Raw genomic sequence first — 18,821 nt, forward strand, 5'->3', positions numbered from 1 at the left:
TGGACGTAGACCCGAAACCGGGTGATCTACCCCTGTCCAGGATGAAGGTACGGTAACACGTACTGGAGGTCCGAACCCACGCACGTTGAAAAGTGCGGGGATGAGGTGGGGGTAGCGGAGAAATTCCAATCGAACCCGGAGATAGCTGGTTCTCCCCGAAATAGCTTTAGGGCTAGCCTCGGAAGGTGAGTCGCGGAGGTAGAGCACTGATTGGATGCGGGGCCCGCAAGGGTTACCAAGTTCAGTCAAACTCCGAATGCCGCAGACTTTATTCCGGGAGTCAGACAGTGGGTGCTAAGGTCCATTGTCAAAAGGGAAACAGCCCAGACCATCAGCTAAGGTCCCCAAGTGTGTGTTAAGTGGGAAAGGATGTGGAGTTGCTTAGACAACCAGGATGTTGGCTTAGAAGCAGCCACCATTGAAAGAGTGCGTAATAGCTCACTGGTCGAGTGACTCTGCGCCGAAAATGTAACGGGGCTAAACACACCACCGAAGCTATGGCTTGATGCAATGCATCAGGGGTAGGGGAGCGTTGAATTTAGGTTGAAGGTGTACCGTAAGGAGCGCTGGACAGAATTCAAGTGAGAATGCCGGTATGAGTAACGAAAAGATCAGTGAGAATCTGATCCGCCGAAAGCCCAAGGGTTCCTGAGGAAGGCTCGTCCTCTCAGGGTAAGTCGGGACCTAAGGCGAGGCCGAAAGGCGTAGTCGACGGACAACAGGTTGAAATTCCTGTACCACCGAAAGCCGTTATGAGCAATGGGGTGACGCAGGAGGGTAGTGACGCGGACTGATGGATGTCCGTCCAAGCAGTGAGGCTTGTGTGTAGGTAAATCCGCACACTTCAAGGCCAGGCTGTGATGGGGAGCGAAAATTACAGTAGCGAAGGTCATGATCTCACACTGCCAAGAAAAGCCTCTAGCCAGGAAGCAGGTGCCCGTACCGCAAACCGACACAGGTGGGCGAGAAGAGAATTCTAAGGCGCGCGGAAGAACTCTCGTTAAGGAACTCGGCAAAATGACCCCGTAACTTCGGGAGAAGGGGTGCCCCGGTAGTGTGAATAGCACGAGGGGGCCGCAGTGAAAAGGCCCAAGCGACTGTTTAGCAAAAACACAGGTCTGTGCGAAGCCGCAAGGCGAAGTATACGGGCTGACGCCTGCCCGGTGCTGGAAGGTTAAGGGGAGTGGTTAGCGCAAGCGAAGCTATGAACCGAAGCCCCAGTAAACGGCGGCCGTAACTATAACGGTCCTAAGGTAGCGAAATTCCTTGTCAGGTAAATTCTGACCCGCACGAATGGCGTAACGATTTGGGCGCTGTCTCAACGAGAGATCCGGTGAAATTTTAATACCTGTGAAGATGCAGGTTACCCGCGACAAGACGGAAAGACCCCATGGAGCTTTACTGCAGCTTGATATTGAACTGGGGTGCGATTTGTACAGGATAGGTGGGAGCCTACGAAGAGGGAGCGCAAGCTTCCTTGGAGGCGCCGTTGGGATACCACCCTGATCGCATCTGAGTTCTAACCTGGTACCGTAATCCGGTACAGGGACCGTGTCAGGTGGGCAGTTTGACTGGGGCGGTCGCCTCCTAAAATGTAACGGAGGCGCCCTAAGGTTCCCTCAGAATGGTTGGAAATCATTCGAAGAGTGTAAAGGCATAAGGGAGCTTGACTGCGAGACCTACAAGTCGAGCAGGGACGAAAGTCGGGCTTAGTGATCCGGTGGTACCGCATGGAAGGGCCATCGCTCAACGGATAAAAGCTACCCTGGGGATAACAGGCTTATCTCCCCCAAGAGTCCACATCGACGGGGAGGTTTGGCACCTCGATGTCGGCTCATCGCATCCTGGGGCTGAAGTAGGTCCCAAGGGTTGGGCTGTTCGCCCATTAAAGCGGTACGCGAGCTGGGTTCAGAACGTCGTGAGACAGTTCGGTCCCTATCTGTCGTGGGCGTAGGAAATTTGAGAGGAGCTGTCCTTAGTACGAGAGGACCGGGATGGACGCACCGCTGGTGTACCAGTTGTTCCGCCAGGAGCATCGCTGGGTAGCTACGTGCGGAAGGGATAAGCGCTGAAAGCATCTAAGCGTGAAGCCCCCCTCAAGATGAGATTTCCCAATTAGTAAGACCCCTTGAAGACGACGAGGTAGATAGGTTGGGGGTGGAAGTGCAGCAATGCATGGAGCTGACCAATACTAATCGGTCGAGGGCTTATCCAAAAAGCTTCTAAAGCAGCGAGGTTTCGTTTCGGATTCAGTTTTCAGGTGATTAACACCTGCAAGGTAAGACGTTTGGTGATGATGGCGGAGGGGTTCCACACGTACCCATCCCGAACACGACCGTTAAGCCCTCCAGCGCCGATGGTACTTGGACCGCAGGGTCCTGGGAGAGTAGGACGTTGCCAAGCGACGAAAAGAAAGACGTTATCCAACTGGATAGCGTCTTTTTTGCATAGATTTTATTTATTTTAGAAACTTTAGAGACATAGGAGAGCATAAGCATCGTTTCTTTTGCGATTGGCTTATTTTCTAATACCTAACTTTCTGTTATTCTTACCTTTAATTGTATATTTATTTGTACATAAATGTATGAATCAGGAAGGAAAGGCGATGGGATGCTGTCTTTATTGAGAAAATGGAATACGCTGCGCAATCAGGTATTGTTTATTTTTTTAGTTGTTATGGTCATTGTACTGTTGATTGTAAGTGTCATGACCTTTCGGCCGATCTCCTCCATGCTGCAGGATCATACCGAGCATCAGATTCAGCAGGTGGCTGTAGAGGCGAATGGGCGGTTTGAGTCCCTGTATGAACAAATTAATATGGTGTCCAAGCTGGTGACCACCAACCAGAATGTACAAAATGTACTGCTTCGCAAATACTACAATGATCCTGTCTTTTTTAATGAACGCCAGGATTTAAAAGGAATTGTAAATACAATTCAGGCCAATTCGGATGGTATTTCGTCGTTTGAATTATATACGAAGCAGCTGGAACGGATTCTGCCTCTGGATGATGTGAGTCTGTCTAGACGAGTCACCAAAGAATGGATTGCCAAAGCAGATCAAGCAGGAGGACGTCTGGTGTGGATTGGTAATGATCCGACCGACCGGAACTATTTTCTGGCTATCCGGCGTGTGAATTTGATGGATCGCAACTACAGCACTGGTGGGTATTTACTCGTCAGCATGTACCGATATTACTTTCAGTTTGCCAATCAGCAGCCTGCTGCGAAGACCGATCAGTATTCCCTTTTGCTCGGACAGCATATGGAAACGATCAGTTCCAATTATAAAGGGCCGCTAACGAACATTATTCATCATCCACAGCAGATGCCGATCGTTGAGCTGGAAAATCAGCGGTATATTATGGCCAGACAGCAATCGATGGTAACAGGTTGGACCGTTTTGATTCTCACTCCTGTAAGCGCTCTCTATAAGAGTATTGATGTGCTGCGTACGGGGATCATATATGCAGGGATTATGGGAATTCTTATTTTTTTCATTTGTTCCTATCTGCTGTCGACTATTATTACCAAGCCGATTCTGCGGCTGACGCGAACAATGCAGCAGGCGATTGAAGGGCCGCTGACGGTCAATCCGGAGATACATGCGGTCAATGAAATCAATGAGTTGAATAGCACGTATAATCAGCTGGTAAAAGAAACCAATCATCTGATCCAGATGGTATATGAGAAAGAGATCACCCGCAGCCGCAGCGAGCTCAAGGCACTGCAGGCGCAGATTAATCCCCATTTTCTGTTCAATGCGCTGGATGCACTGCGCTGGTCGCTGGAAGATCGGGATCAGGAAGAGCTGGCCGAACAGGTCGTAGCCATGTCTAATCTGTTTCGTTATACGATCAGTCGACAGGAGGGGGATGAGTGGGTACAGCTGCAGCAGGAGATTCGCCATATCGATAATTATATGGAAGTTATGCAGATGCGTTTTGGTGAGAGGCTGCATTATCAGATGGATATGCCGCCAGACGTATCACAGGTACGCATCCCTCGTCTGCTGATTCAGCCCCTGGTGGAAAATGCGATCTTGCATGGAGCGGGCAATAAAAAAGGAGATTGCACAGTCCGTGTGCTGGTAAGACCGAATCAAGAGGCTGGGCTGCTGTATATCGCTGTACAGGATGACGGTCCCGGAATGGATGATACCACATTGGAAGAGATCCGGCACGCTATGCGCTCGGGAGGAATTGTCCGTCACCCGGATGAAGGGACAGGCAGCGGGATTGCATTATCCAATGTCTATCAGCGGCTGACACTGTATTTTCCTGATCTGATCGATCCGCTGCGGATAGAAAGCAAGCTGAACCAGGGAAGCTGCATTTCTTTGGCAATTCCGATACAGTTCCATTAAAAATACAGCAGTTAAGCTGCGGGCTTATTAAACGACCAGTATATTAAGATTAGCTACAAGTATATTGAGTTGCAGATCCATTAAGCTAAATAACAGCGTTCTGGTAATCATGAGTACAGGTAATCCGATACATGGAATCAATATACGTGGAATTAATACAGGTAATTCAATACATGGAACCAAAGGGGGATCAGCATTATGTATACCAAGACCATTCTGATTGTCGATGATGAGCCGCGTACACGGCAGGGAATGAAAAAGATTCTGGATCAATGGTGTGATGGCAGCTACCGGATCTTGATAGCAGCAGATGGAGAGGAAGCGATCGGAATCATGAAGATGCAGAATGTTCATGTGCTTCTTACCGATATACGGATGCCGGAAATGAGTGGATTGACGATGTTGCGAAATATTCAAGAGCATGGTTTGTCGCCGGTCGTGATCTTGATTTCGGCGTATTCGGAATTTGTCTATGCCCAGGAAGCGATTCGGCTGGGTGTGGTGAATTATCTGCTGAAGCCGATCAGCAAAACGGATCTGATCGCTGCTGTAGAGATTGCTCTGCAGGTCGAGGAGAAGCAGACCCGAGCAATCCTTGTCGAGAAAGTAGTGGATAACCGGCTGGTTCAGGTCAACGAACAAAGTCAGACAGCTACTGAACGAGTACGCTCTGTCCTGCACTATATTGATACTCATCTGGAGGAAGACCTTACACTGAAGGAGCTGGCAGATCATGTACATCTTAATCCCAGTTATCTGAGTGTGCTGTTCAAGGAGCAGGTACATCTGACTTTTAGCGAGTATGTGACTCGTCAACGTATCCAGCGTGCCAAAGAGCTGCTGATTTCGACCAGTCTGCCAGTTGGAGATATCGCCGAGCAGTCCGGATATCGTACCGCCAAGTACTTTATTAAAATTTTTAAGGAAAGTGAAGGCATTACCCCGAGCAGCTACCGCAAGTCGATCCACTAAACAAAAAGCAGGCGCTCTACTCTTATACCATTCATATACCAAACCTCCAATAAAAAGAGAATTTTTGCCAATCGCTGTTGCCTTATGTGCATCGGAGCCAGCTGTTAGACTGAATCTATAGTCATACGGCTATAAACCGATGAAGGAGGTAGTTTCATTGACCAAAAAGAAAGCGCTTCCTAATGTGCTGGCTTTATTGATGATGTTGTCTGTTGCTCTTGCAGGATGTAATTCGACGGGTGAGAGTGCAAGTGGAAGCCAGGGTGGCGGCAGTGGGCAGACCGTAATCAAGTTTATGCATTTATGGCCGGAAGGCAGCTCCAATGCGCAGTATACGATTGTGAATGAGATCATACAGGATTACGAGAAGCAGCACCCGGATATCAAGATCCAGACTGAGATTCTCGGGAATGATCAGTATCGTGAAAAGTTGAAAGTACTGGCTTCGTCCAATGAACTTCCCGATGTAGGCATGACCTGGTCGGATGGGTTTCTCAAGCCTTATGTGGAAGGACAGCTCTTTACACCATTGGATGATGTAATTGATGCCAATCTGAAAGACAACTTTATTCCGGGTGTCAAAGAATCTTATGCAATCGATGGCAAAACGTATGGTATGCCGCTTGAGCTGAATATTTCATACATTTTCTACAATAAGGAGTTATTCAAAAAGTACAATCTTCAGGTACCCAAAACATACAGTGAATTCAAAAACATCGTCAAAACGCTAAATGACAACAAGGTCATTCCAGCTGTAGTAGGCAACAAGGAAGGCTGGCCGGGATCATTCTGGTTTATGTATCTGGTGGACCGGATCGGCGGGCCAACGATTCTGACCGACGTTATCCAGGGCAAGCGCAGCTTTGACGATCCGGCGATTGTCCAGGCGGCTACGGAAGTACAGAGTCTGGTGGACATGAATACATTTGAAAAAGGAAACAGCGGTCTGTCCAACGATGAGGCTAAAGGGTATTTTATGAACGAGCAGGCGGCCATGTTCCTGACAGCAACATGGGAGCTGCCGAATTATACTACCAGCCCGGATGTTCCACAGGCATTCAAGGACAAAATCGATTATTTCAAATTCCCGCTGTATGAAGGCGGTAAAGGAACAGATATCAACAGCTATGTCGGCGGACCGGGCGTTGGGCTGTTCGTGGCAGAGAATTCCGAAGTGAAGGAACAGGCCAAGGATTTTGCGGCTTTTCTGGTCAAAGAGTGGGGGGACAAATCCGTTACTGATGCAGGCGTCATTCCCGCTACCAAAGTGGACACGGACGGCAAAAAGCTGGATCCGATGTATGTAGAGATTTTGAAAGACCTGAGCACCGCGTCCAACGTCACTACTTATTTTGACACCCAGGCCAGTCCAAATGTGGCCGAACTGCATCATGACTTGATCGCTGCCCTGTTTGGCAAACAGATCACACCGCAGCAATTTGTCCAGCAGACCGCGGCTGCCCTGGCAGAAGAAAGCAATTAGCACGGTGTCGATGATGGTGAGTGCTGATTATTGGTCACTATCCACAAAGTTTTTTTTCCGGCTGTACAATATGTGATTTGTGATGGTTGGCGGAAGGTGTCTGAGCTGCCTTCCACCATGTTCAGGAGGAGGAACGGTTATGAAAGCTGTCATGTCCAACAGGAGTGTGATTGCGCTGTACGTCCTGCCGGCGCTGCTGCTGATTCTGGTCATCATTTATATTCCCCTAGTGCTTACCGGTTACTATGGCATGATGGACTGGAAAGGCTTTGCGCCGATGAAGTTTATCGGGCTGGGCAATTACAACAAACTCATTCATGATTCAATGTTCTGGAAAAGTACCTATCATTCCGTGCTGCTCGGCATCTGCTCAACACTCAGTCTGCTGATCTATCTAGCCGTATCGATGGTGCTGGCGAGCCGGATCAAGGGTGCCAATCTATTCCGCAAAATCTATCTGATTCCCATGCTGCTATCCTCGGTAGCAATTGCCCAGCTATGGTCCAAAATCTATGATCCATCCAATGGCATGATCAATCATCTGCTGATCAGCATGGGTGTACAAAATCCGCCACTCTGGTTGTCCGATCCGAATATTGTACTGTTTGCCATCTTTGTACCGATTGTATGGCAGTATGCCGGATTTTACATCATCATTTATTATGCTGCTCTCAAAAATGTACCGGAAGAAGTGATGGAAGCCGCTACGATCGACGGAGCCACACCGTGGCAGGTAGCTACCCGAATCAAATTGCCGCTGATTGCCCCGGTATTCAAGGTCACGATTATACTGGCGCTGGTCGGTTCCCTAAAGTATTTTGATTTGATCTTTGTGATGACCGGCGGCGGGCCGAATCATGCGAGTGAAGTGATGGCCTCCTATATGTATGGTGAAGCGTTCAGCAAATACAATTTCGGCTATGGCAGTGCGATCGGATTTGCCCTGCTGCTGATCTGTCTGCTGATGACCTGGCTGATCCGCAAACTGACCACATCGGGCGAAGATGTCCAATACTGAGGGGGGATCACATCATGAATGAGTTTGCCGCACATAAGCAGTCCGGTACAACTACGGATATCCGGGCAAAAGTATCATTGCGGAGCCGTCTCGGGTTTGGAATCCTCTACCTGGTACTCGGAATACTGTCTGTTATCCAGATCTACCCGCTGTTCTGGCTGCTTTTATTTTCACTAAAAACGAATCAGGAAGTATTCGGTATGTCACCATTTGCGCTGCCTCAGCATCCGCAATGGTCCAATTATCCAAAAGTATGGAGCCAGGGCCATATTAATCTGTATTTTTTCAATAGTGTCTGGTATACCGTGGTGGCTGTCCTATTAACGATTGTGCTGGCCAGCTTTGTGACTTTTGCGATTACAAGAATGTATTGGAAATGGAGCAAGTTTGTGCTGGGATTGTTTATTGTGGGCTTGATGATTCCGCTGCATTCCACATTGATCCCGCTGTTTAACTTTTTTAAACATGTGCATCTAATTGACAATCCGCTTTCGGTCATTTTATCGTATACGGCTTTTAACCTGCCGGTGACAATTATGATTTTGCTGGGGTTTTACCAGGCGATTCCACGTGAAATTGAGGAAGCGGGCGTAATGGATGGCTGCTCGGTGCACCGGATCTTTTTCCGGATTGTGCTGCCGCTGACGACGCCGGTGCTTGCCACGACAGCGATTATCAATATGATTTATAACTGGAATGAATTTGTATTTGTAAATACATTTATCAGCTCGGACCGCTGGAAAACGCTGACGGTAGGGGTGAATAATTTTGTGGGGCAATATCTGACGGATTGGGGAGCGATCGGGGCTACATTGATGATTAGTATTCTTCCCATACTGATCGCCTTTTTGCTGCTGAGCAACCGGATTGTCGAAGGACTGGCTGCCGGTTCGGTCAAAGGATGATATTTCATTTCGTAGACAGTTGTAGATAGATACGTTTAAAAGGAGCTTTCCTGATGGAGGCTCCTTTTAAACGTACAATAGGATTCACTGTGTAATAGGGCAAAGCAAACTATCCAAGCTCTATTCAGTTAACCGTGACAGGTGGGGCAGTCAGTAACTTCATCCCGTTCATATAAGGACGCAGGGCGGCAGGTATATAAATGCTGCCGTCTTCCTGCTGATGGTTCTCCAGCAGAGGAATCAGAATACGCGGCGACGCTACTGCCGTATTATTAAGCGTATGACAGAATTGCAGCTCTTCGGCTTCTGTACGATAGCGGATGTTGGCGCGGCGAGCCTGGAAATCATGCAGATTTGACGAAGAGTGAGTCTCCCCGTATGCTTGCCGTCCTGGCATCCAGGTCTCGATATCATACTGTTTGTAGGTTTTTTGGGACATATCGCCGACGCATACCGCTACGACCTGATAAGGCAGCTCCAGCAGCTGCAGCAGTTCTTCTGCATTGGCTGTAATTTCCCGATGAATACGTTCCGAGACTTCGGGATCGGCTTCGCAAAGAACAACCTGTTCGACTTTGGCAAATTGATGCACACGGTACAATCCACGTACATCCCGTCCTGCCGAGCCTACTTCACTGCGAAAGCTCTGCGAGGCAGCAGCGAGACGAATCGGACCTTCCGCCAGATCAATAATCTCATTTTGATAATACGACACAAGCGCCACTTCGGAGGTGCCGGTGAGCCAGCGATCTTCCTGCCCGATCCGGAATGTCTGATCCTTGCCCAGCGGGAAAAAGGCCGTATGGTGCAGAGCCGAGCCGCGAACCATTAGAGGAACTTCTAGCGGAGTATATCCTTTGCCCATTAACAGGTCAAAGGCAAGCTGCTGGACGGCACGGTGCAGCAGCACACCGTTACCTTTCAGATAATAATGACGGCTGCCGCTGACTTTGACCCCGCGCGCAGTGTCGATCATGTCGTGCAGTTCGCCCAGCTCGATATGATCCCTCGCAGGAAAAGCGAAGATCGGCGGCGCACCGATCTGCCGCAGCAGTACGTTATCTTCGTCAGACTCTCCATCCGGCGAATCCGGCGATACCGTATTGGGAACGATCGCCATCAGAGCATCATATTTCTCAAGCACCTGACTGGCCTGCTGCTCCAGCTTCTGCAGCTGGACGTTAATATCCCTGACCCGCTGTTTCATCTCTTCGGCTGTATCAGCCGATGTACGGATCTGCTCGCTAATCTGACGGGTGAGTGTGTTGCGCTGCTGACGCAGCTGTTCCATCTCCTGCAGAGTACGGCTGCGCAGCTGATGCTGTTCCAGCAGCTCTGCAATGGAGATTTGGATATGCTTTTTGTTGGCAATTTCCTGAAGGGTGTCGGCATTTTGTCGAATGTACTGAATATCCAGCATGGGTGGTTCGCTCCTTTTCAAATAGGAAGTGCTGTTCACTGCCAGGGATTCTGAAAAAACACAAAGAACGCTCCTCATCAACTTGGGACGAGGAGCGTTCTGCTCGCGGTGCCACCCAACTTGACCGGAGTACATGCCGACTCCGATCCGCTCAGGTTTCGCGATAACGGGCGAATACCGTTTAACTTAGGGATACAGCGTTATGTCTGTCACTTGCCGCTGTTCCTTGACGAGAACGCCTCCAGGTTGGATTCCTTTCAATGGCCGTTTCATAATATTTATTTGTGCTAGTGTACTGGATGGAAGGAATAACGTCAAGACGGCATATAAAACAACCGCAAAGATCTCCCGTCTGCTATTGGCAAAACGGGATTTTATGGTATAATATTATAAAGTCAAAGAAAGTCAAAGTCAGCGAACATTTGCAATAATATATCTGCCTGTAGAATGGATGTGATCCTGCAAAGGAATGATCTGTTCCGAATGTCGTACAGTTTATGACGAACGTTCGTTTCTGACCATGAAATTTATGGTTAAGTGATATTTATGTGGACTTTGATATTATCATTGGCGAATTCATGTTTGCAGGTTTAACTATACATGGAGGAGGATACAATGCGTAATATCTCCGACATTATCGAACAATATTTAAAACGGATACTTCAGGAAGGTGAAGGAGCGATCGAGATTCAGCGCAATGATCTGGCTGACCAGTTCTCCTGCGTTCCTTCGCAGATCAATTATGTAATCAGTACCCGCTTTACCCTGGAAAAAGGGTATCTCGTCGAAAGCAAGCGGGGAGGCGGAGGATATATCCGCATACGGCGTATCGAACTGCCCGGTCATTCTACGATCCATACGCATATTCACGAAAGTATCGGTCAGAACATGAGTCAGGTAGCCGCAGAAGGGCTTATTTACCAGCTGCTGGAAGCAAGGCTGATTTCCAAGCGTGAAGCCGAGCTGATGCGTTCTGTCGTATGCAGGGATGTCATTTCAATTAATCTTCCCTACCGGGATGAAGTCCGTGCAAGGATGATGAAGGCCATGCTGATTTCACTGCTTGGATCCTGATCATCTGGCGAAGGGGGTAATTTTGATGGTCTGTCAGGAATGTCAAAAGAGACCGGCTACTCTTCATTTTACCAAGATCGTAAATGGGGAAAAAACGGAATTTCATATTTGCGAACATTGTGCCCGTGAAAAGGGTGAATTGATTCCGGGTACATCCGGAGGATTTTCTATTCACAATCTGCTGTCCGGATTAATGGACTTTGATTCCAGCAACAAAGGGCAGGTCCCCGGACCGGCAGTACAGGAATTGCAATGTCCGGAATGCGGAATGACCTATACGCAATTCCGCAAGCTGGGACGCTTTGGCTGCAGTTCCTGCTACAAGACATTTGATGACAAGCTGGACCCGCTGCTCAAGCGAGTACACGGCAGTACCGCCCATACCGGCAAACTGCCTGGCCGTGCCGGAGTCCAGATCAAAATCAGACAGCAGATGCATGAGCTCAAGCAGCAGCTGCAGCAAAGCATCGCTGATGAGGAATTTGAACAGGCAGCAGAACTGAGAGATCGGATCCGCGGACTGGAAAAGCAAATTTCACAGGAGTTGTAAGGAGGAATGCCGTATGCCGAATCTCCGTTTTACCGAGAAGCCTTTGAGTGAATGGATGAAAGAAGGCGGAGATCATTCGGATGTTGTCATCAGCAGCAGGGTGCGTATCGCCCGTAATCTGGTTCAGCACCCGTTTCCCATCGTGGCTTCTGCCGAGCAGGCTGAGGAAGTACAGGGGCAGCTTATCGAAGCCTTAGGCAGCGAATCCGTGCAGAGCGTTGGCCCATTTGAGCCGATTGTACTCAAGGAACTGGATGATGTGGATAAGGAAGTACTGATGGAAAAGCATCTGATCAGTCCGAGCCTTATTAATGACTCCAGGGCAGGAGCGGTGCTGCTGGCCGAGGATGAATCGGTAAGCATCATGCTGAATGAAGAGGACCATCTGCGGATTCAGTGTCTGTATCCGGGATTTCAGCTTCAGGAAGCGTGGGAGCGTGCATCTGCGATCGATGATGCTTTTGAAAAGGCCGTCAATTATGCGTTTGATGCTCACCGCGGATACATGACCAGCTGCCCTACCAATATGGGTACAGGACTGCGGGCTTCGGTGATGCTGCATCTGCCGGCGTTGGCCATTATGAACCAGGTGGGGCGCATCCTGTCAGCGGTCTCGCAGGTCGGATTGGCCGTACGGGGGCTGTATGGTGAAGGCAGTGAGGCGATCGGTAATATTTTTCAGATTTCCAACCAGATTACACTGGGGATGTCTGAAGAAGAGATTATCGATAATCTGCGCAGCGTTGTACTCCAGATCATCGAGTATGAACAGCATGCCCGCAGTCGTCTGTTGACCGAATCCAGACTGCGTATTACCGACCGGATTATGCGTTCCTACGGAATTCTGTGTTATGCAACGATGATGGATTCCAAGGAAGCTTTTCAGCGGATCTCCGATGTGCGTCTTGGCGTGGATCTCGGACTGATTGATAAAACATCGGTTACGCAGATGAACGAGTTAATGATTATGACACAACCGGGTTTCCTTCAGAAAACCTTCGGTGTTAAAATGGGATCAGGAGAACGCGATATGTACCGGGCGCAACTGATCCGCGATAAATTGGGTAATGTACACGTAGAAGACTAAACCGTGGAGGTGCTTGAATATGATGTTTGGTAGATTTACGGAGCGAGCTCAAAAAGTTCTGGCTTTGGCTCAGGAAGAAGCAGTTCGTCTCGGTCACAATAACATCGGCACAGAGCATATTTTGCTTGGATTGATTCGTGAAGGTGAAGGCATCGCCGCCAAAGCGCTGATCGGTCTGGGTCTTGGGCTTGAGAAAATTCAGGATGAAGTGGAATCCTTGATTGGCAGAGGGCAGGAACAGCCTACTAATATTGCTTATACGCCCCGCGCCAAAAAAGTGATCGAGCTGTCCATGGACGAAGCGCGCAAGCTTGGTCATACCTATGTAGGTACAGAGCATATTCTGCTCGGTCTGATCCGTGAAGGTGAAGGCGTCGCAGCCAGAGTGCTCAATAACCTGGGTATCAGCCTGAACAAGGCACGCCAGCAGGTACTGCAGCTGCTCGGCAGCAACGAAGCTGTATCGAGCCACCATGGCACACCGGCTAACGTCAGCACACCAACACTGGACAGCCTGGCACGCGATCTGACGGCTATTGCCAAGGATAGCAACCTGGATCCGGTAATCGGCCGCAGTAAGGAAATTGAGCGTGTTATTCAGGTACTGAGCCGTCGTACCAAGAACAATCCGGTACTGATCGGTGAGCCGGGGGTTGGTAAAACAGCCATCGCCGAAGGTCTCGCCCAGAAAATTATCAACAACGAGATTCCGGAGACACTTCGTGACAAGCGTGTTATGACGCTGGATATGGGTTCTGTCGTAGCCGGAACCAAATACCGCGGTGAGTTCGAAGACCGCCTCAAAAAAATCATGGATGAAATTCGCCAGGCAGGCAATATCGTATTGTTCATCGATGAGCTGCATACACTGATCGGTGCCGGTGGAGCGGAAGGTGCAATTGATGCATCCAACATCCTCAAACCGTCTCTGGCCCGTGGTGAGCTGCAATGTATCGGTGCAACGACACTGGATGAATATCGTAAATATATCGAAAAAGATGCGGCACTGGAACGTCGTTTCCAACCAATCACGGTAGATCAGCCTTCTCCAAGTGAAGCTGTACAGATCCTAATGGGTCTGCGTGATCGTTATGAAGCCCATCACCGCGTGAAAATTACGGATGAAGCGATCGAACAGGCAGTTAAGCTGTCCGACCGTTATATTACGGACCGCTTCCTGCCGGATAAAGCGATTGACCTGATTGATGAAGCGGGTTCCAAAGTAAGGCTGAACTCTTACACCGTACCGCCTAATCTGAAGCAGCTGGAGAGCCGTCTGGAAGACATCCGCAAGGAAAAAGACGCTGCTGTTCAAAGCCAGGAATTCGAAAAAGCGGCTGCTCTGCGTGATACCGAGCAGAAAATTCGTGAAGAGCTGGATACTACCAAAAACCAGTGGAAAGAAAAACAGGGTCGTACCGATTCTGAAGTAACACCGGAGGATATTGCGGATATCGTAGCCAACTGGACAGGTATCCCGGTAACCAAGCTCAAAGAAGAAGAGACCGACCGCCTGCTCAATATGGAAAGTCTGCTGCATGAGCGCGTAATCGGCCAGGACGAAGCTGTTGTGGCTGTCAGCCGTGCGATCCGCCGTGCCCGTGCCGGCCTCAAAGATCCGAAGCGCCCAATGGGTTCCTTTATTTTCCTCGGTCCTACCGGGGTTGGTAAAACCGAGCTTGCCCGTGCGCTGGCGGAATCCATGTTCGGTGACGAAAATGCCATTATCCGGATCGATATGTCCGAATACATGGAGAAACATTCCACGTCCCGTCTGGTCGGAGCGCCTCCAGGATATGTGGGTTATGAAGAAGGCGGCCAGCTGACCGAGAAAGTTCGCCGTAAACCATACTCCGTTGTCCTGCTGGATGAGATCGAGAAAGCTCACCCGGAAGTATTTAACATCCTGCTGCAGGTACTGGAAGATGGTCGTCTGACCGATTCCAAAGGCCGTGTTGTCGATTTCCGTAATACGCTGATCATCCTGACGTCCAACGTCGGTGCTGAAGCGATCCGCCGGAATACAACACTCGGCTTTACCGCAACGATCGATTCCGGTGCAGAGTACAACAACATGAAGGGCAAAGTGACGGATGAACTGAAACGCCACTTCCGTCCGGAGTTCTTGAACCGTATTGACGATGTGATCGTATTCCACTCTCTGGAAGAGAAACACATCGCCGAGATCGTAACACTTATGTCCGAAGAACTGCGCAAGCGTCTGCGTGAGTATGAGATCGACTTTACTCTGACTGCAACAGCCAAAGCATTCCTGGCCAAAGAAGGATTTGATCCTGCCTATGGTGCACGTCCGCTTCGCCGGGCGATCCAGAAGCATATCGAGGACCGTCTCTCTGAAGAACTGCTGACCGGCAGCGTCACCAAAGGCGATACTCTGCTGATCGACGAGAAAGACGGCGCATTGACTGTAAATAAGGTAGATCCTGCCACTCAGGCAGACAGCGTATCTGCCAACGAAGCTAATTTATAAGTAGTGCAGGTATCCATTTCTGGATAAAATGGAATGCCGCACATCGATATAGCGTATAAATAAAGGTTGATTCCAAAGGCAAAATCGCCCGCGGAATCAACCTTTTTAATGTTATAATAGAATAGAATGTAAAATTCAAAGCATTGCAATACGATAAAAAGATATGAGATGTTAACGGTACGGTTAACGTATATATAGAAAGGGACGTTCATGGCTAAGGTAAAAACAAAATTTTTCTGTACGGATTGTGGATATGAATCTCCAAAATGGTATGGCAAGTGTCCGGGATGTCAGGCCTGGAACACAATGGTTGAAGAAAAAGAGAGCGCTGCGGTAAAGACGCAGGGAATGAATTCCTCCCTGTTCCAGACCAAGCAAAAACCGCAGGCCATCACAGAGATTGAATCCGGCAAAGAGCCGCGGATTCAGACGGGAATCCAGGAGCTGAACCGTGTACTGGGCGGCGGCGTTGTACCCGGCTCGCTCGTGCTCGTAGGTGGTGATCCGGGTATCGGTAAATCCACGCTGCTGCTGCAGACGTCCCATGCACTGACCCAGAAAGGTCTGCGGGTACTGTACGTTTCCGGCGAGGAATCTGTAAGGCAGACCAAGCTGCGTGCCGAGCGGCTGGATGCGCTGTCGGACGAACTTTTTGTACTTTGTGAAAGTAATATGGACCTGATCGAAGAAGCGATCGATAATCTGAATCCCAATTTTCTGGTCATCGACTCCATTCAGACGGTGTATCAGCCGGAAGTGACCAGTGCACCCGGCAGTGTGTCGCAGGTGCGCGAATGTACTTCACGATTTATGCGGGTAGCCAAAATACGCGGTATTGCCACGGTCCTTGTAGGTCATGTGACCAAGGAAGGCGCGATTGCCGGTCCGCGGATGCTGGAGCATATGGTGGACTGCGTACTGTATTTTGAAGGCGAGCGTCATCATACGTACCGGATTTTGCGTGCGGTGAAGAACCGATTTGGTTCGACGAACGAGATGGGTATTTTTGAAATGCATGAAGAAGGGTTGACGGAAGTATCCAATCCTTCGGAATTGTTCCTGTCGGAACGGGCATTGGGTGCAGCCGGTTCGACAGTGGTAGCCAGTATGGAAGGGACACGTCCGATGCTGGTCGAGCTGCAGGCACTGGTTGCTGCGACCCATTTCCCGTCACCACGGCGGATGGGTACAGGCGTGGATAATAACCGACTCGCGCTAATTATCGCTGTACTGGAAAAGCGAATGGGCATGTTCCTGCAAAACCAAGACGCCTATCTGAATGTGGCCGGCGGTGTCAAACTGGATGAGCCGGCTGTCGATTTGGCAATTGCGGTCAGTCTCGCTTCCAGTTTCCGCGATGCGCCTACCAAGCCGGATGACGTGATTTTTGGAGAAATTGGTCTTACCGGTGAAGTACGAGCCGTATCCAGAGCGGAGCAGCGGGTCAAGGAAGCCGCCAAGCTGGGATTCAAACGGGTTATTTTACCGGAGAAAAGCCTCAAGGGATGGAAGCATCCCAAAGATATTCAATTAATCGGTGTAAATACGGTAGCGGAAGCATTAAAGGCTGCGTTGGATTAGGGGGAACAGGGAATGAAGGAAATCAGTCAAGCAGAGAAAATTAACCGCCTGCTGAAAATGGTAGCACCGGGTACAGCTTTCCGGGACGGACTCGACAACGTGCTTCGTGCCAAAACAGGCGGACTTATCGTAGTCGGTTCAACTTCTCAATTAATGGAAGTCGTAGATGGCGGTTTTTCCATCGATTGCGAATTTTCTCCCAACTATTTGTATGAGCTGGCCAAGATGGACGGCGCAATTATTCTGAGTGGTGATTTGAAGCGAATCCTGTATGCGAATACGCAGCTGATTCCTGATTCTTCGATCTCCTCGATCGAGACGGGGATTCGTCACCGTACGGCAGAGCGGGTAGCCAAACAGACGGGAGAGCTGGTCATTTCCATCTCGCAGCGCCGTAACATTATTACTTTGTACAAAGGCAATCTGCGTTATGCGCTCAAAGAGATCGGCGTCATCCTGACCAAGGCCAATCAGGCGATTCAGACGCTGGATCGTTATCAGGTGGTACTGGGTCAGGCACTGACGAACCTGACCGCTTCCGAATTCGAACAGATGGTCACCATTTCCGAAGTAGCCGGTGTGATTCAACGGGTGGAGATGGTTCTGCGTATCCAGACCGAGATCAGCCGCTATATTACCGAGCTCGGAACCGAAGGCCGGTTGATCTCCATGCAGATGGAGGAGATGGTCGGCAATACGGAAGAAGAATTCCGCTTGCTGCTCAAAGACTATGGCCGCGACTGCAGTGAAGACAAGCTGAATGATATTGTCAATAATCTTAAGCGGATTACCGATAATGAACTGATGGATATCACGCAGATTGTCAAAATGCTGGGTTATCCCGTGGCGATTGCCCAGTCCGAAGAAGTGGTACATGCTCGCGGATATCGTGTGCTGAGCAAAATACCACGCTTGCCCAATGTAATTATCAATAATCTGGTTGAACGTTTCGAGGCATTGCATCAGGTCATCGGCGCAAGTATTGAAGAACTGGACGAAGTGGATGGCATTGGTGAAGTGCGGGCAAGAACGATACGTGCAGGCCTGGAGCGTATCCAGGAGCAAGTATTTATTGACAGACAAATCTAAACGCGTTAGAATCGTAAAGTTAATTGGTTAATATATCCATCTTTGAGGTGACAAAATGATAACAAAATCAATTCCAAACCTGTGTACGCTGTTTAACCTGGGACTTGGAATGGTGGCTATTTTACTGTCGTTGAATGAGAACTATAGTCTGGCAGCGATTATGGTAATTGTAGCAATGTTAATGGACGGTCTTGATGGCCGTATGGCAAGAGCGCTGAATGCCCAGAGTGAGTTGGGAAAAGAGCTTGATTCGCTGTCTGATCTTGTATCATTCGGTGTAGCACCCATTATTATCATGTACAGTATTTCTTTTCATGATATAAACCCGGTGCTCGCAGTCTCTGCTTCGCTAATTTTCCCAATGTGCGGCGCGATGCGTCTGGCACGATTCAATGTAAAAGCAGGGGTGCCCGGCTATTTCACCGGTTTGCCGATTCCGGCAGCAGGTGGCGTGCTGGCGACCTTATCACTATTTCATAATGAAGTCTCTACACCGTATATGGTAATCAGTACATTAATCCTGTCGTATCTGATGGTCAGCCGGGTCAAATACCCGAATTTCAAAAAAGTCGGTATTCCGCGCAAAGCGCTATGGCTGGCACCTTTTGTGGTGGCAGCAGCAGTCATCATTGCGATTATGTTCCCGGATCAGGTATCCAAACTGATTTTTGTACCGCTGGCAGTGTATGCTTTATACGGATTTCAACAAAATATCCGTCGGCTGATCCGCCGTCGCAATCATCGGGACGACGATAATTCTTCCAAAGAATCACTTCGTTAAGATGC

General features: G+C 49.3%; 13 protein-coding genes and 2 rRNA genes (1 of these 15 cut by a window edge). 14 read left to right on the forward strand and 1 reads right to left on the reverse strand.

Annotation, left to right across the window (positions count from 1 at the left end; translation table 11 throughout):
- The 7 genes from M1D61_RS03245 to M1D61_RS03275 form a co-directional block, all read left to right on the forward strand.
- A 23S ribosomal RNA gene (locus M1D61_RS03245) occupies positions 1-2,215 on the forward strand; it begins 708 nt to the left of the window's first position.
- Positions 2,216-2,286: 71 nt separating this feature from the next.
- Positions 2,287-2,403, forward strand: a 5S ribosomal RNA gene (gene rrf, locus M1D61_RS03250).
- A gap of 219 nt (positions 2,404-2,622) precedes the next feature.
- Positions 2,623-4,365, forward strand: a complete 1,743-nt coding sequence (locus tag M1D61_RS03255) for a histidine kinase (protein ID WP_458121180.1) — start codon at positions 2,623-2,625, stop codon at positions 4,363-4,365.
- 198 nt (positions 4,366-4,563) lie between these two features.
- Positions 4,564-5,337: a response regulator transcription factor gene (locus M1D61_RS03260; RefSeq protein WP_458121181.1), complete on the forward strand. Its 774-nt coding sequence runs from the start codon at positions 4,564-4,566 to the stop codon at positions 5,335-5,337.
- 139 nt (positions 5,338-5,476) lie between these two features.
- Complete coding sequence (locus tag M1D61_RS03265; RefSeq protein WP_458121182.1) at positions 5,477-6,820, forward strand: extracellular solute-binding protein; 1,344 nt, start codon at positions 5,477-5,479, stop codon at positions 6,818-6,820.
- A 139-nt stretch (positions 6,821-6,959) separates the two neighbouring features.
- Positions 6,960-7,838, forward strand: coding sequence for a carbohydrate ABC transporter permease (locus tag M1D61_RS03270; protein ID WP_458121183.1), 879 nt, complete (start codon positions 6,960-6,962; stop codon positions 7,836-7,838).
- A gap of 14 nt (positions 7,839-7,852) precedes the next feature.
- Positions 7,853-8,743 carry a carbohydrate ABC transporter permease gene (locus tag M1D61_RS03275; protein ID WP_458121184.1) on the forward strand — a complete coding sequence of 297 codons (891 nt, stop codon included), beginning with the start codon at positions 7,853-7,855 and terminating at the stop codon, positions 8,741-8,743.
- 124 nt (positions 8,744-8,867) lie between these two features.
- On the opposite strand, the gene serS is transcribed toward M1D61_RS03275, so the two are convergent.
- Complete coding sequence (gene serS, locus M1D61_RS03280) at positions 8,868-10,163, reverse strand: serine--tRNA ligase (protein WP_458121185.1); 1,296 nt, start codon at positions 10,161-10,163, stop codon at positions 8,868-8,870.
- 615 nt (positions 10,164-10,778) lie between these two features.
- On the opposite strand from serS, the gene M1D61_RS03285 reads away from it, so the two are divergent.
- The 7 genes from M1D61_RS03285 (at position 10,779) to pssA (ending at position 18,816) form a co-directional block, all read left to right on the forward strand.
- Positions 10,779-11,237 (forward strand): CtsR family transcriptional regulator, encoded by a 459-nt coding sequence (locus tag M1D61_RS03285; protein ID WP_046213370.1) that lies wholly within the window; start codon positions 10,779-10,781, stop codon positions 11,235-11,237.
- 25 nt (positions 11,238-11,262) lie between these two features.
- A complete protein-coding gene (locus tag M1D61_RS03290) occupies positions 11,263-11,787 on the forward strand; it encodes a UvrB/UvrC motif-containing protein (RefSeq protein ID WP_458121186.1) in 525 nt (174 codons plus the stop codon).
- 13 nt (positions 11,788-11,800) lie between these two features.
- Positions 11,801-12,874, forward strand: coding sequence for a protein arginine kinase (locus M1D61_RS03295; protein WP_458121187.1), 1,074 nt, complete (start codon positions 11,801-11,803; stop codon positions 12,872-12,874).
- Between the two features lie 19 nt (positions 12,875-12,893).
- A complete protein-coding gene (gene clpC, locus M1D61_RS03300) occupies positions 12,894-15,365 on the forward strand; it encodes an ATP-dependent protease ATP-binding subunit ClpC (RefSeq protein ID WP_458121188.1) in 2,472 nt (823 codons plus the stop codon).
- A gap of 210 nt (positions 15,366-15,575) precedes the next feature.
- Complete coding sequence (radA, locus tag M1D61_RS03305; RefSeq protein WP_458121189.1) at positions 15,576-16,946, forward strand: DNA repair protein RadA; 1,371 nt, start codon at positions 15,576-15,578, stop codon at positions 16,944-16,946.
- Positions 16,947-16,958: 12 nt separating this feature from the next.
- Positions 16,959-18,035, forward strand: coding sequence for a DNA integrity scanning diadenylate cyclase DisA (gene disA / locus M1D61_RS03310; protein WP_458121190.1), 1,077 nt, complete (start codon positions 16,959-16,961; stop codon positions 18,033-18,035).
- A gap of 55 nt (positions 18,036-18,090) precedes the next feature.
- Positions 18,091-18,816: a CDP-diacylglycerol--serine O-phosphatidyltransferase gene (pssA, locus tag M1D61_RS03315; RefSeq protein ID WP_458121191.1), complete on the forward strand. Its 726-nt coding sequence runs from the start codon at positions 18,091-18,093 to the stop codon at positions 18,814-18,816.
- Positions 18,817-18,821: the final 5 nt, after the last annotated feature.

It is taken from the genome of Paenibacillus sp. Z6-24 (assembly GCF_054161335.1).

What these genes read in the sequence shown, in the direction of transcription:
- M1D61_RS03260 (WP_458121181.1), top strand. Translation starts at nt 4,564, where the DNA reads ATGTATACCAAGACCATTCTGATTGTCGATGATGAGCCGCGTACACGG.
- M1D61_RS03265 (WP_458121182.1), top strand. Translation starts at nt 5,477, where the DNA reads ATGAAGGAGGTAGTTTCATTGACCAAAAAGAAAGCGCTTCCTAATGTG.
- M1D61_RS03270 (WP_458121183.1), top strand. Translation starts at nt 6,960, where the DNA reads ATGAAAGCTGTCATGTCCAACAGGAGTGTGATTGCGCTGTACGTCCTG.
- M1D61_RS03275 (WP_458121184.1), top strand. Translation starts at nt 7,853, where the DNA reads ATGAATGAGTTTGCCGCACATAAGCAGTCCGGTACAACTACGGATATC.
- serS (WP_458121185.1), bottom strand. Translation starts at nt 10,163, where the DNA reads ATGCTGGATATTCAGTACATTCGACAAAATGCCGACACCCTTCAGGAA.
- M1D61_RS03285 (WP_046213370.1), top strand. Translation starts at nt 10,779, where the DNA reads ATGCGTAATATCTCCGACATTATCGAACAATATTTAAAACGGATACTT.
- M1D61_RS03290 (WP_458121186.1), top strand. Translation starts at nt 11,263, where the DNA reads ATGGTCTGTCAGGAATGTCAAAAGAGACCGGCTACTCTTCATTTTACC.
- M1D61_RS03295 (WP_458121187.1), top strand. Translation starts at nt 11,801, where the DNA reads ATGCCGAATCTCCGTTTTACCGAGAAGCCTTTGAGTGAATGGATGAAA.
- clpC (WP_458121188.1), top strand. Translation starts at nt 12,894, where the DNA reads ATGATGTTTGGTAGATTTACGGAGCGAGCTCAAAAAGTTCTGGCTTTG.
- radA (WP_458121189.1), top strand. Translation starts at nt 15,576, where the DNA reads ATGGCTAAGGTAAAAACAAAATTTTTCTGTACGGATTGTGGATATGAA.
- disA (WP_458121190.1), top strand. Translation starts at nt 16,959, where the DNA reads ATGAAGGAAATCAGTCAAGCAGAGAAAATTAACCGCCTGCTGAAAATG.
- pssA (WP_458121191.1), top strand. Translation starts at nt 18,091, where the DNA reads ATGATAACAAAATCAATTCCAAACCTGTGTACGCTGTTTAACCTGGGA.